The 12,894-nt window shown below is 35.3% G+C and carries 11 protein-coding genes; 5 read left to right on the top strand and 6 right to left on the bottom strand.

All coding sequences use genetic code 11. From position 1 onward, the window contains the following. Nucleotides 1-72 precede the first annotated feature (72 nt). Nucleotides 73-1,191: a recombinase family protein gene (locus SB773_RS19040; RefSeq protein ID WP_410591418.1), complete on the top strand. Its 1,119-nt coding sequence runs from the start codon at nucleotides 73-75 to the stop codon at nucleotides 1,189-1,191. Between the two features lie 226 nt (nucleotides 1,192-1,417). Then, the gene (locus tag SB773_RS19035; protein ID WP_002129567.1) at nucleotides 1,418-1,645 is read left to right on the top strand and encodes a hypothetical protein; all 228 of its coding nucleotides are present in this window, start codon (nucleotides 1,418-1,420) and stop codon (nucleotides 1,643-1,645) included. A gap of 34 nt (nucleotides 1,646-1,679) precedes the next feature. On the opposite strand, the gene SB773_RS19030 is transcribed toward SB773_RS19035, so the two are convergent. Genes SB773_RS19030 through SB773_RS19020 form a run of 3 tightly spaced genes read right to left on the bottom strand, consistent with a single transcriptional unit; the run spans nucleotide 1,680 to nucleotide 4,262 of the window. Beyond that, nucleotides 1,680-2,486: an ABC transporter permease gene (locus tag SB773_RS19030; protein ID WP_061688350.1), complete on the bottom strand. Its 807-nt coding sequence runs from the start codon at nucleotides 2,484-2,486 to the stop codon at nucleotides 1,680-1,682. After that, nucleotides 2,479-3,243 (bottom strand): ABC transporter ATP-binding protein, encoded by a 765-nt coding sequence (locus SB773_RS19025; protein ID WP_016102906.1) that lies wholly within the window; start codon nucleotides 3,241-3,243, stop codon nucleotides 2,479-2,481. The genes SB773_RS19030 and SB773_RS19025 overlap by 8 nt, the downstream gene beginning before the upstream one ends. Nucleotides 3,244-3,254: 11 nt before the next feature. After that, nucleotides 3,255-4,262, bottom strand: coding sequence for an ABC transporter substrate-binding protein (locus SB773_RS19020; RefSeq protein ID WP_410591415.1), 1,008 nt, complete (start codon nucleotides 4,260-4,262; stop codon nucleotides 3,255-3,257). Nucleotides 4,263-4,382: 120 nt separating this feature from the next. Between SB773_RS19020 and SB773_RS19015 the strand changes: the two genes are divergently transcribed. Continuing rightward, nucleotides 4,383-4,679, top strand: coding sequence for a DUF3986 family protein (locus SB773_RS19015; RefSeq protein WP_044443916.1), 297 nt, complete (start codon nucleotides 4,383-4,385; stop codon nucleotides 4,677-4,679). Between the two features lie 434 nt (nucleotides 4,680-5,113). Next, nucleotides 5,114-5,737 carry a YwbE family protein gene (locus tag SB773_RS19010; protein ID WP_410591412.1) on the top strand — a complete coding sequence of 208 codons (624 nt, stop codon included), beginning with the start codon at nucleotides 5,114-5,116 and terminating at the stop codon, nucleotides 5,735-5,737. A 41-nt stretch (nucleotides 5,738-5,778) separates the two neighbouring features. Here SB773_RS19010 and SB773_RS19005 read toward each other — a convergent pair whose 3' ends face one another. After that, on the bottom strand, nucleotides 5,779-7,032 hold the full coding sequence (locus SB773_RS19005) for a glycosyltransferase family 39 protein (RefSeq protein WP_131246896.1): 1,254 nt from the start codon (nucleotides 7,030-7,032) through the stop codon (nucleotides 5,779-5,781). A gap of 291 nt (nucleotides 7,033-7,323) precedes the next feature. Here SB773_RS19005 and SB773_RS19000 point away from each other — a divergent pair, with 291 nt between their 5' ends. Beyond that, nucleotides 7,324-9,390 (top strand): LTA synthase family protein, encoded by a 2,067-nt coding sequence (locus SB773_RS19000; protein WP_131246895.1) that lies wholly within the window; start codon nucleotides 7,324-7,326, stop codon nucleotides 9,388-9,390. Between the two features lie 486 nt (nucleotides 9,391-9,876). Here SB773_RS19000 and SB773_RS18995 read toward each other — a convergent pair whose 3' ends face one another. Next, nucleotides 9,877-10,686 carry an alpha/beta fold hydrolase gene (locus SB773_RS18995; protein WP_033731489.1) on the bottom strand — a complete coding sequence of 270 codons (810 nt, stop codon included), beginning with the start codon at nucleotides 10,684-10,686 and terminating at the stop codon, nucleotides 9,877-9,879. A 21-nt stretch (nucleotides 10,687-10,707) separates the two neighbouring features. Beyond that, nucleotides 10,708-12,735, bottom strand: a complete 2,028-nt coding sequence (locus SB773_RS18990) for a catalase (protein WP_410591409.1) — start codon at nucleotides 12,733-12,735, stop codon at nucleotides 10,708-10,710. Nucleotides 12,736-12,894: the final 159 nt, after the last annotated feature.

Here is a 12,894-nt window from a genome sequence, read left to right as displayed (position 1 = left end):
TATAATTAATTATCGCATATTCTTTAAAAAATGATTATGATATTTTTGTAGAATGGAATAATGGAGGTGCGTATGAAGAAACTGTATGGCAAGTTAATGTGTTTTATGATTTCAACGGGCTTAGTAGCTGGATGTGATATGTCGGAGCAAACTTTGAAAAGAGAGAAAAAGGATGTGTGCGAAACGACAGAAGAATGCACACAAATAGGTGATAAAACACTTCAAAAAGTATATAAAAAGATAGATGGACTTTCAGAACTTGAAGTACTAGAGGATTATGATTTAGAAGGACATTCAAGTAACGATATGAAAGAAGCAGAAATGAAAAAAAAGGATGATGAAAATTATTTCTTTTTAGCTTCTTATTATATCGATGGTGATGAAATTGTAGATCCTTATTTCGATAAACTAGACCGCAAACGATTGAATAAGGTTTTTGCGGAGGATAAGGACGCGAAAGAAGAAGTATTAAAGCAACGTCAAGATAGGGATTATCATGAATCGTTATGGGAGATGTATAGCACTCTTATTCCAGCTAAGTATCGCACTGACATAAAAGAGTTTGACATGGTAACAGATGGTTACGAAGGAATTGTCGCCCACGTTATACCGAGTATGGAGTATCCGGAAGAGTGGACCATTAGCTTAGATACGCTTGATTCTGCAGTAAATATCGATCAAGTGATGAAAACATTAATACATGAGACGGCTCACGTATTGACACTGGGACATAAACAAATACCAGTAAATGAAAAGTACTTAAAGGCTTTTGACGAAGATAAAGATATTTCATCATACCGAAATAAATGTAAATATCTTTTCTTACAAGAAGGATGTGCGAAGGAGAGCTCTTATATAAATCAATTTTATAATTCTTTCTGGAAACCAATTGACCAGGAGTGGACAGAAAAGAAAGTGGAAGAAAGCGAAGAAGCTCAAATTGAATTTTTTAAGGAAAAGCATAGTGAGTTTGTTTCACTGTATGGAACGACAAATGTAGCGGAAGATATCGCAGATACATTTACAGCGTTTATATTACAAGATTCAAAAAAGGTAAAAGAAGGAACAGAATTAAAATATAAAAAAATTGCCTTCTTCTATCAATTCCCCGAGCTTGTAAAAATGAGAGCGGAAGTGTTAGCTGGATTATATGATGTTTCGAAAACGATAGAACAACCAAGTGGACACTAATGCGAATTATGTGTTCGATATATTTTAGCCAAGGGAAAACGTGAAGAATTGTAGTTCTTTGCGTTTCTTCATGTTGATAAAATTGAAAATTCTGTCTTTTTTTAAAAAAGAAGAAGGAACTGAATCATTAAAATAGAATTAGTATAAAAACGTCACAAATTAGACACAATTATAATGCGCATAGTATAGGGGCTATAAGTTTACTCTCGAGGAGGTAATGAAACGTATGAAAACGATTCTTGCTGTTGCTGGTCTCATTTGGGTAATGTCTCACGGTTTTCCGATTTTTGAAGGGGAGCAAATTCGTAGTGCATTAAATAAAGAGTTTAATGATTATCATATTATTGATCGAAAAGATAATGTCGTTACGGTGCGTGTGAAAGATTGTTTCCATACAGTTACGGTTGCTAATGGGAATATTGCAGATGATTCGAAAATGTGTGATAAAAGGTAAGAGAAAGAAGCTGACTCTAGCATATCGCTCTAAGTCAGCTTTTTTTTCGTTTTCCAATAAGGAGTTTTTCAAATGCCTCGACAAATACATACATAAGAGTTGCGAGGACGCAAGTGAGCAATACACTGAGCAAGACGAGTGTGAAGTTAAAGACTTGGAATCCGTAGCTAATTAAATAGCCAAGTCCTTGTTTAGAAACGAGGAGTTCCCCGAAAATAACACCGACCCATGATAAGCCAACATTTACTTTTAACGTTGAAATAATTGCAGGGAAAGATGAAGGGAGAATAACGTGCTTATAGCATTGCCATTTATTTGCGCCAAATGTGTCCATGACCTTAATATAGTTGGAATCGACTTCTTGAAATGCGCTGTAAATAACGAGAATGGTAATGATGATGGAGATGATTACCCCCATTGCGATAGAGGATGAAATATTTGGACCGAAAATAACAATGATGATTGGACCGAGTGCAACTTTTGGCATTGCATTTAGGACGACGAGATAAGGATCAAGTACGCGGGCCAAAAGTGGCATCCACCAAAGGAGAGTAGCAATAATAGCTCCGAGTACAGTTCCGAGAATGAAGCCTACTCCTGTTTCAAGTAATGTCGTCCATATGTGGACCCAAAGTGAACCGTCAATCCATTTCGTTAAAAAGAGATCCCAAATACTTGAAGGAGAGCTAAAGAGTAAAGGATCAATCCATTCTTTTTTACTAGCTATTTCCCATATTGCAAAGAAAAGAACAAGAAGTACAAGTTGTAAAGAGCGAGCTAACCATGCATGTTGTCTTTCTTTTTTTCGAAACTGTTCATGTAGTTGTTTTATATTATCCAAGTCGTTCCAGCTCCTTCCATATTTCTTGGAAGAGGGATGGGAAGTCATGGTGGTGGCGTGCTTCTAACGGCGATAAGGAACGGATACTTTCTGGGACGATGAATGTTTTTGCGATTTTTCCAGGGTTCGCCTGCAGTAAATAAATACGATCACTCATCGCAATTGCTTCTTCAATATCATGTGTCACAAGTAAGGATGTTTTCTTATAGTTACGTAGTAATGTGAAGACGAGATCTTCTAGTTTTAATTTTGTTTGATAATCAAGAGCGGAAAATGGTTCATCTAACAATAAAATTTTTGGGTCGGTCGCTAATGTTCGAACGAGTGCAGCACGTTGGCGCATACCACCGGATAGTTCACGAGGGTATTGCTGTTCTATATCATATAGGCCGACTTGTTTTAAAAGCTTTAATGTATGTTCTTTCGTATTTTCATCATAAACCTTCCGAATATGAAGTCCGAGCATAATATTTTCTTCAATTGTTTTCCACGGAAACAAGTAATCTTGCTGGAGCATATAGCCCATAGAGGGGGTCTTAGTTGTAATCGGTTCACCATCTAAAAATACGATACCTTCAATTGGATCAAGTAGCCCTGCGATGATGGAGAGGAGCGTTGTTTTTCCACAACCACTTGGACCAAGGATTGAAATAAATTCGCCTTCGTCTACTTGCAAACTCATATCTTCAAGAATAAGTTTGGCATTTTCTTTTGCAAAAAAGCAGTGAGAAACGTTACGTATTTGTAAAAAGCTCATACACTTCGCCTCTATTTCTTAATAACGCTTTCGGCAATTTTTGTATTGACGAGCGCTTCATGTGGAACTTCTTTTTGTAATTCACCAGATTCTTTCATAATCGTTTGGAGTTGTTTCCATTCTGTATCATCTAATAATGGATTTGTCGCATAAGAATGTTGTTTTTTGTAGCGCTCAATTACTTTTACTGAAATGTCTTTTGAAGTGTCTTTAAATAGTGGTGAAACGGCATCGGCAATCTCTTCTGGACTATGTGTATCAACCCATTGCTGCGCTTTATATAGTGCGCGCGTGAATTTTTCTGCAGCAGCTTTATCTTTCTTTAAGAAACTTTCTTTTGCCATAAACGTTGTATAAGGGACAGTACCAGATTCAGCTCCGAAAGACGCGACGATATAACCTTTTCCTTCTTTTTCAAGTATACTTGCAGTCGGTTCAAAGAGCTGTACAAATTCTCCCGTACCAGATGCAAAGGCATTTGCAATATTAGCAAACTCGATATTTTGAATTAAGTTCGTATCTTTGCGAGGGTCAATGCCATTTTTCTTTAAAACGTATTCACCAACCATTTGCGGCATGCCGCCTTTACGCTGTCCTAAAAACGTAACGCCTTTTACGTCGTTCCAATTAAAAGAGTCTAATTTTTTACGGGAAACTAAAAATGTACCATCTGTTTGTGTAAGCTGCGCAAAATTAATGACAGGATCTTTTGCTCCTTGTTGATGAACATAAATAGACGTTTCTGAACCAACGAGAGCAATATCAATTCCGCCAGATAAAAGGGTGGTCATCGTTTTATCTCCGCCAGCTGTTGTTTGTAAGTCAATATTTAAGCCTTCATCTTTAAAAAAACCTTTTTCAATTCCAACATATAATGGTGCGTAGAAAAGAGAGTGTGTAACTTCGCCAACGCGAATTTTTTGAGCTTGTTCTTTCGTACTTTCCTTTGTACTACTACAAGCAGCGAATGTGAAAACAGCTAGTAACATGATGCAAAAAACGGTTATTAATTTTTTCACTATATGACACCTCCTAGAAGTCAATCTACAAGCATAATATGTAGGTAAGTGCCCATATGTGAGTATAGATAGCAGGAATTTTTCGGGTAATAAAGAAGTACAAATATAAGGGGTGATAAAATGGATTACGAATACGATGATAGCGTACATTTACATCTTGATTATTTCGGAACTGAATGTGATATGGAATCGATTGCTTATAAGAGGAAGCATGAAGACGTGTGGGATGTGTATTTTAATTTTGGAGTATACGGTCTTCAGAAAGAGGAGATAGAGACAGGTCGGTTTATGGACGAATATGCCGGTTATTACGTTTTTTCTGTAAATGCTCGTGATTTGAGCTGGGAATTTGGAAGTGCTCAGTTTGAGGAATGGGTTTTGAAGAACCATATAGTAGAAAGAACGCTTCAAAAATAGGGAGGAATTTTGTGTTTGAATTTCTCATCTTATTGCTTATTTGCGTAATTGGAATTTACATCATGTAAGTGCTTACTTACCGATTCGCAAAGAAAAATATTCATAAATATAAGGAAATGAAATGGATTTATATGTGGCTAGACATGACTATGAAAAGGGTCCGAGATTAGATTTGTTTGATTTTGTACTTATAGTAATCGTAAGTATCATATGGAAAATATGGATGCTTCCTCTTGTATAGTAAACATGCTAATCATCGTATCCTAATAAATAACGAGAAGAACCTGTCATACGACAGGTTCTTCTCTATTTGGAGCATGTAGTGTTACATGGAAAATCCAATATATACGACAAATTACGACAAAGGGATTTATACATATTTGTTATTCTATTAAAGGTCATTATTTGTAATGTATATATAGGAGGATTTTTTAATGTTAAAAAAATTATTATTATTTTTACTTACGGGCTTATGTGTAGTTGTTTTAACAGCTTGTAAAGATGAAGAGGAAAAGCTGAAGGTAGCGGAAGAACAGAAAATAGATGAGAAGAAAGTTGAAGAAGATAAGAAGGTAGAAGAGGAAAGCAAACAAGAAGAGCAGCAAAAGGAAGAGGAAGAAAAACGTAAGCAAGAAGAGCAGCAAAAGGAAGAGGAAGAAAAACGTAAGCAGGAAGAGCAGCAAAGAGTAGAAGCAGAAAAACGTAAGCAAGAAGAGCAGCAAAGAGTAGAAGAAGAGAAACGTAAGCAAGAAGAGCAGCAAAGAAGAGTAGAGGAAGAGAAACGTAAGCAAGAAGAGCAACAGAAGATTCAGCAACAACAGTCTGCACAACAAGAGAGAACACAAAAACAAGAAAAAACAACAGAAGCAATAGGTGGCAAACCGACAAGATCACAAATTTCGGTTGGTTCACATGTAGTTATTCAATTGGATAAAGATTATAGTAAAACAGTGAGTGGTGTTGTGAAAGATATTTTAACAAACACAGAAACACACACGTACGGAATTAAAGTTCGATTACAAGATGGACAAATTGGCCGTGTTCAAAGTGTTGGATAAATAAAAAAGAGGTCGTCCATTTTTGGACGATCTCTTTTTTATTATGCTTGGCTAGTGCGGAAAAATGGAAGCTTCTGCACAGCGTAAACTAACCCATATGCAAGAATTAAGCACATAAGAGGGTTAATGAAAAATCCGTAGCGATTAATTGCTAAGAATAAGTTTGAGAAGATGATGTAAATAACAGAACTTGCTACTAGCATCATAACGCGTTTATGTTTAAATGAATTTAGCATGAAGCAGAAACTGCTCAAGAATGTACCGATGATAAAGACTCTATGACACATTTGTATAAAGTTATGAATACGGTATTGGTCTACAGCAGGAGCTGTTTTGAATAATTCAATTGTTTTACCGACAGTGAACCAAGAGAACCAATATGTGAAGTCCGTTTTAAATCCATTTTTGATTAAATCTTTTGCGTATGCCTCTTTATCATCTAAGCCCTGGGCTTTCATTTGATTAACTACATTTTCATAGCCAATTTTGTTAAACGGATCTGCACCGGCAATTAATGGGTCTGCACCTTGCGTTGAGAATAAGATAAATTGATTGAATGCTAAATAGTTACGAACAACCCAGGCACCGATGATAAGGAACGGACCAATGAGCCATAATAATCCAATTCGAATGGAGTCTTTAAATCCATATGTGAACAAGACGACAAGAACAGGAATAAGCATCATTGGGGCTGGGTTTGGACGGAACATAAGTAAAATAGCAACAACAATTCCAAACCATATATGGAATTTTGTTTTATTGTATTTCCATGCAAGAACAAATACATACACGCTTAACGATAATAAGAATATTGAAGGAACTTCTGTTAGTAATGTACGGAAGTATGTATAGTTACTCGGATAAATAGCATATAAAATACTTGCGACAATTCCATAAATATTCTTTTCAAATAACTCTTTTCCTATTAAGAATACTAATAACACTGTGCAAAGGTTCAGTATCATATTAATGACAGTTGCTACGTAATAGTAAGGAAGTGATGTAACATCAGAAATAATCATGGCGCCAGCTAATAATAGCGGCTGACCTGGTGTAATGTATGCATTTTTTCCAGGCACTTCACTAGGTTCTAAATAAACATAGCCAAATACACCATGTTTTAATAGCTGTTCAGCTGTTAACGAATAGTTAAAGGCATCATTTGCACCATATGTTACTTTGACTAACTCTCCATCTAATCCTGGCTGTTTTACTAGACAAAAAACGTGCAGTAGGAAAGAAAGCGCCAAAATCGCATATACCGCTTTAGGTAGATTTTTAAACTTATTTAGCAAAAATGAGCATCTCCTTTTTTATTATTACTTTCGTATTTTCATGATAAAACCCTAATAGTATTAAGGTTTTCCAAAACATAGTTATTATATCATAAAGTGGAATGAAGGAATTTAGTTTTTTAAGAATGAATAGTTGGTATTTCAAAATTTAACTGTTTGTTAAGGGAGAATTAAGAAACTACAGTTATAGTAGAATCCAGTGTGAAGACGAAATGCATGAAGTATGTTATCTTAATAGAAACTGTTTATACGGTGCGGGGTGAAATTAATAAACAGAAAAGAGGGAGTGAATTGAGGGATAATTATTCATTTCATCAGCCAAGAAGAAGTATATTAATTTCAGCGGTTTTAAGTGGTTTAGTAACCTTATATGTTGTACCCACACTTTTCTTGATTTTAAAATATTTTAGTTTAGATACGATGAAAGATATGTTAAATCAAAAAATTGTATTAAGTATAATGACAATTTTGATGTGGATTGTACTATTGTATGTTGCGCATTTGAATAAAGATATTGTTAATAAATTTAAACGTATTATTAGGATTTATATTAGAATGTTTTTAGTAGCGCATGTGGTTACTTTGCTTTTTATTTTCACGCAAAATAATATGAATCTCGTAAATACACTGAATTGGATTTACAATTATAACGCACAGTTTATATTTAGTTTAATTGTAATTTATGCGATATATGTTTTGGTGTATAACGTGCTTGGGAAAGTTTTTTTGAGTACTATTTTGACAAGCATTTTGCTAATCATTTTGGCTATTGTAAATCACTTCAAAATTGTTTTTAGGGGAGACCCACTATATCCTTCTGATTTTACACAGATTGGACATATGCAATCTGTTATACCAATGGTGATGGATTATTTTAGTTGGGGTTATATTCTTCTCGTTATTGTAAGTGTTGTTGTCTGTATTTTGGCGGGTATGTATGTGAGGAAGTATATTCAAAATGTAAAAGTTCATGTAGGCGTACGAGTTCTATTTATAGTAGGATCTGTTGTTGTTTTATATGTGTATGGTAATTTTACGAATACGTTTATGAATAAATTGTTTCAAAAGTCGGGTATAGAGTTCGTTTTGTGGGATCAAAATGAAAATTATGCTTCAAATGGTTTTGTGCTAGGATTTATAAGTAATTTAGATACGACAGTCATTGAAAAGCCGAAAGATTATTCAAAAGAAAATATGCTTCAAATAGCAAACGATATAAAGAAACAATATAGTAGCAATATAGGGGCGCAGAAGCAAAAAGAGAAACCGAATATTATTTTTGTAATGAGTGAATCGTTTTGGGATCCAACGAAGTTAACGAACCTGTCCTTTAGTGAAGATCCTTTACCTAATTTGCATCATTATATAGAAAGTTTTCCTGGTGGACAAACTATTTCTCCTGCATTTGGAGGAAATACTGCGAACGTTGAATTTGAGGTATTAACGAGTTATTCAATGAGTTTGTTAAAACCAGGATCTATACCGTATCAGCAAGTTGTTACAAATAAGAAAGAAATTCCATCAATTCCTCGAGCTTTGAAAAAAGAAGGGTATTATACAAGTGCAATTCATTCGTTCGGTCGCTCATTCTTTAAACGGGATGATGTATATAAAGTGTTAGGGTTTGATAAGTTTAATGCACAAGATACGATGGAAAATGTAGAAGTTGATGGAGATTATATTAGCGATTTATCTATGAGTAAAGAGATAATAGCTGAATTAGAGAAGCAAAAGAAACCTACGTTTGTTCATGCAGTTACGATGCAAAATCATTTTCCATTTACAGAAGGAAGATTTGGTGAAAATCAAATAGAGATTAGTGGATTAGAAAATGAAGAGTCGAAGGCTGAATTAGAGACTTATACAGAAGGGTTAAGACGTTCAGATGAAGCTCTTCAATATTTAATAGAGGAGCTAGATAATTTAGATAGACCTACATTATTAGTATTCTTTGGGGACCATCTCCCATCACTAGGAACAAATAAATCTCTTTATAAAGAGACTGGTTATATAACAAATGAAAAAACGCCAAGTGAACGATTAGCGATGGCGCAAACGCCGTTATTAATGTATGCAAATTTTGATATGCCAAATGACAATTTAGGTTTAGTAAGTCCAATCTATTTTTCAAATCTTGTCTTTGATTATGCTGGATTAAATAAGGTACCGTTCTATCAATTTTTATCGAAGTTATATGAAGAAATTCCCGTACTTCGTGATGAATTGAAGATAGGAAAAGACGGAGAAGCAATAAAAAGTTTAACAGAAAAACAAAAAGAAATGTTAAAGCAATATGAGTTTATTCAATATGACTTACTCATCGGAAAGCAATATAGTAAGGATATATTATTTAAATAGGCGACAAAAAAGAACTTGTATACGATACAAGTTCTTTTTTCATAGTATTTAACGGGATAACCAGACAAGCTAGGTTTAGGGAGTATTACTTGTACATTTAGTATAAATTAAAATAGAGTCGTTTTAATAATTGATTTGTGAGAAGTGTGTGAATTTTTCATCTAATATATAATTGGACAATTTGTTTAATTTTAATAGAATCAGTTCTAGATTTATTATTAATTTTTAGTTTACAGTTATTTGTTGTGTGGATTTATAAACAAACAGGATTTCGAGTTGTTAGTATTTAAGCGTTTAACGATGAGCGTGTTTATTTTTTATCTATTCTTTGTATGACTATTGTTCCAACTCTTCATTTTTTCCGCATTATCGTTTTATTTTTAATGGAAGAGAAGAATAAGTCATATGTGGAATTTGCTCGTGCAAAAGGTAGTTAAGAAAAAAGAATTTGCCGTAAGGGCAAATTCTTTTTTTACTGTAAAGGAACTATGAATTTAAAAATTTTATCAGTTCCTTATTTAATTCATCCGCTTGATCGATTGGAGAGCCGTGGCCACTATTTGTAAGAGGATATAGTTCAGAGTTTTTAATTCGCTCTTTTGTTAGCTCAGCACTTTTATAAGGGATGAGTTGGTCGTGCACGCCGTGGAATATTTTTGTTGGGACATTAATTTTACTTAAGTCCTTCGTTACGTCTTCGTTTGCAGCAGCTTGCAAAATTTTGATGAGAGCATAAGAAGCGGACTGCATACCGAGATAAGAAAACCATTCTAACGTGGCAGCTCCTAAGTTTCTATTAAAAAATGATAAAGATACATCATTAAGAAATTTAGGCAAATTTGCATACATTTGAGCAATCAGAGCATCTGCTTGTTCTTTCGGTACGCCGTAAGGGGATTCTTGGTTTTTCACGAAAGAAGGAGAGACAGCATCCACTAATGCAAGTTTGGAAATACGACGCCCATTATATCGTGACATATACCGAATAGAGAGAGCGCCACCGACTGAGAAGCCGACTAACGTAGCATTTTCTATTTGAAGTGCTTCTAATACAATTGCGATATCATCAGCTAAACGATCATAAGTGTAACCAGTCCATGGTTTATCAGATTGCCCGTTTCCGCGAATGTCCATAGCGACGCAGCGAAACCCGTGCTGTGGTAAAACATTGAATTGATATTGAAACATTTGGTGATTTAAAGGCCAGCCGTGTACAAAGAAAACAGTTTTACTGTCAGGACCTGGGTTCATATCTTGCACAAAAATGTGTACATCTTTTTCCACTGTAACGAACATGACGTATCCTCCTCATGCATTTTAATAGGCTCTTTCCCAAAATCGCTGTTTTGTCATTGCCTGAATAAATTCATTCGCAAGTAAGGTAGGATTTTGTTCTGTTATAACGCCAGGTTTTCCTTCGATGTTTAAAGATTGAACAATAGTAGTTCCATTTTGGAAAGCTCCAATTGGCTTAAAGTGATTATACGATTCTACGACGAATGAACTTGCCTTGTTAAGAAAATGATCATTAATATTTCCGCCAATAAGAAGTAGCCCATCATAAAGAAGTGGTGATCCTGTTAAGAAAGTATCATTCACTTCCCACTGTCCATTTTGAGAGCCTTGCACAAAACCTAATCGTTCGGAAATAATAACGGGCTGAAGACCGGCTTGTTTGAATTGATTTATAATATATTGTGCGTTTTGACCGTCATATCCATTTGCGACAATGACGCCTACTCGTAATGTATTTGGGCTGAATGTTGTATGTTCCATACTTAGTGCTGGTGAGGATTTTGTAACATTTGATTCTTGAACATTTGCCACTGTTGCCCCGACTGCTTCAGCTACTAAAGTAGCTAATTCTGTACTTATATGACCAATCATACCTACGACTTGTTGGCGAACTGATTTACTTTTTACTTTTCCTAATTCAAAGGAAAAGGCCTGCATAATATGGATTTTTTCGACGTGGCTCATACTATTCCAAAATAAACGGGCTTGTGAGAAATGGTCTTTAAAACTAGCGGCTGTCTCTCTTGTTTTATGTCCAGAAACAGTAGAAGGATATGTAACGAAACCGCCTTTCGTACCAGGTACAGTAAAGGGAGAGTTATTAGCTAAAGAGTTATTATGGTAAGCGACTTTTCCTTTATCAATTATATATTTAGACGCACCATCTCTTTGATTGTTATGAAAAGGACATACCGGACGATTAATCGGTAACTCTTGATAGTTTGTACCGACGCGGGCTAATTGTGTATCTGTATAAGAAAAGAGTCTACCTTGTAAGAGAGGATCATTTGTAAAATCGATACCGCGGACGATGCTTCCAGGGTGCAGTGCGACTTGTTCTGTTTCCGCAAATACGTTATCAACGTTTCGGTTTAACGTCATTTTTCCGATGATCTTAACAGGGAAGTCTTCTTCCGGCCAAATTTTTGTTGCATCTAATATATCGAAATCGTATTTAAATTCATCCTCTTCTTCTAAAATTTGAACGCCAAGTTCGTACTCAGGGTAGTTTCCGGCATTAATATTTTCCCATAAATCACGGCGATGATAATCTGGATCAGCGCCGCCTAGTTTTTGAGCTTCATCCCAAATTAACGAGTGAACGCCAAGCTTTGGCTTCCAGTGGAATTTTACGAATCGTGACTTCCCATGTTTATTAACTAAACGAAATGTATGAACGCCGAACCCTTGCATCATTCGAAAACTTCTCGGAATTGCGCGATCCGACATAATCCACATCATCATCGCAGCTGATTCTTGATTATTGGCGATAAAGTCCCAAAAAGTATCGTGTGCTGTTTGTCCTTGGGGAATCTCATTATGTGGCTCTGGTTTAAGAGCATGAATAAGATCCGGAAATTTAATACCATCTTGAATGAAGAAAATCGGAATGTTATTACCCACTAAATCGAAATTTCCTTCCTCTGTATAAAACTTAACAGCGAATCCTCGTACATCTCGGTTCGTTTCATTTGCACCTTTTGATCCAGCAACTTCAGAAAAACGAATAAAAATAGGTGTCTTTTTAGATGGGTCTTGTAAAAAATGAGCCATTGTTAAGTCTTCTAAAGAATCATATAGCTCAAAAACACCATGAGCTCCGTAACCGCGGGCATGAACGACTCTTTCAGGAATTCGTTCACGGTCAAAATGAGCGAGTTTTTCTCGCATCAGGAAATCTTCTAAAAGTGTAGGACCACGATCGCCGGCGGTTAAAGAGTTTTCATCATTTGAAATTTTGACACCCGTATTCGTTGTCATCTCTTTTCCTTCATTGTTTTTCGTAAAGGATTGTAACTGTTCTATCTTCTTATTTTCACGACCGTCCATATAAAGCACCTCCCATATTATACGTATTATTGTTCATGGTTTTTATGCTTACATATGGTGTGGGGAAGTCTATTATCTATGGATTGATTTTCCTCATTTGTTCAATTTATCTTTGTTTGTCTATGAAAATCATTTATTATAATAAATGGTATTCTTTTG

The organism is Bacillus sp. SIMBA_074, assembly GCF_046534555.1.
GTDB classification, from domain to species: domain Bacteria; phylum Bacillota; class Bacilli; order Bacillales; family Bacillaceae_G; genus Bacillus_A; species Bacillus_A mycoides.
The sequence above is the reverse complement of the archived record's forward strand: the minus strand, read 5'-3'. Positions and strand labels throughout refer to the sequence as shown.

Bases quoted from the DNA above. Each gene is read 5' to 3' on its own strand.
- SB773_RS19040 (WP_410591418.1), top strand. From the start codon at position 73: ATGAAGAAACTGTATGGCAAGTTAATGTGTTTTATGATTTCAACGGGC.
- SB773_RS19035 (WP_002129567.1), top strand. From the start codon at position 1,418: ATGAAAACGATTCTTGCTGTTGCTGGTCTCATTTGGGTAATGTCTCAC.
- SB773_RS19025 (WP_016102906.1), bottom strand. From the start codon at position 3,243: ATGAGCTTTTTACAAATACGTAACGTTTCTCACTGCTTTTTTGCAAAA.
- SB773_RS19015 (WP_044443916.1), top strand. From the start codon at position 4,383: ATGGATTACGAATACGATGATAGCGTACATTTACATCTTGATTATTTC.
- SB773_RS19010 (WP_410591412.1), top strand. From the start codon at position 5,114: ATGTTAAAAAAATTATTATTATTTTTACTTACGGGCTTATGTGTAGTT.
- SB773_RS18995 (WP_033731489.1), bottom strand. From the start codon at position 10,686: ATGTTCGTTACAGTGGAAAAAGATGTACACATTTTTGTGCAAGATATG.
- SB773_RS18990 (WP_410591409.1), bottom strand. From the start codon at position 12,735: ATGGACGGTCGTGAAAATAAGAAGATAGAACAGTTACAATCCTTTACG.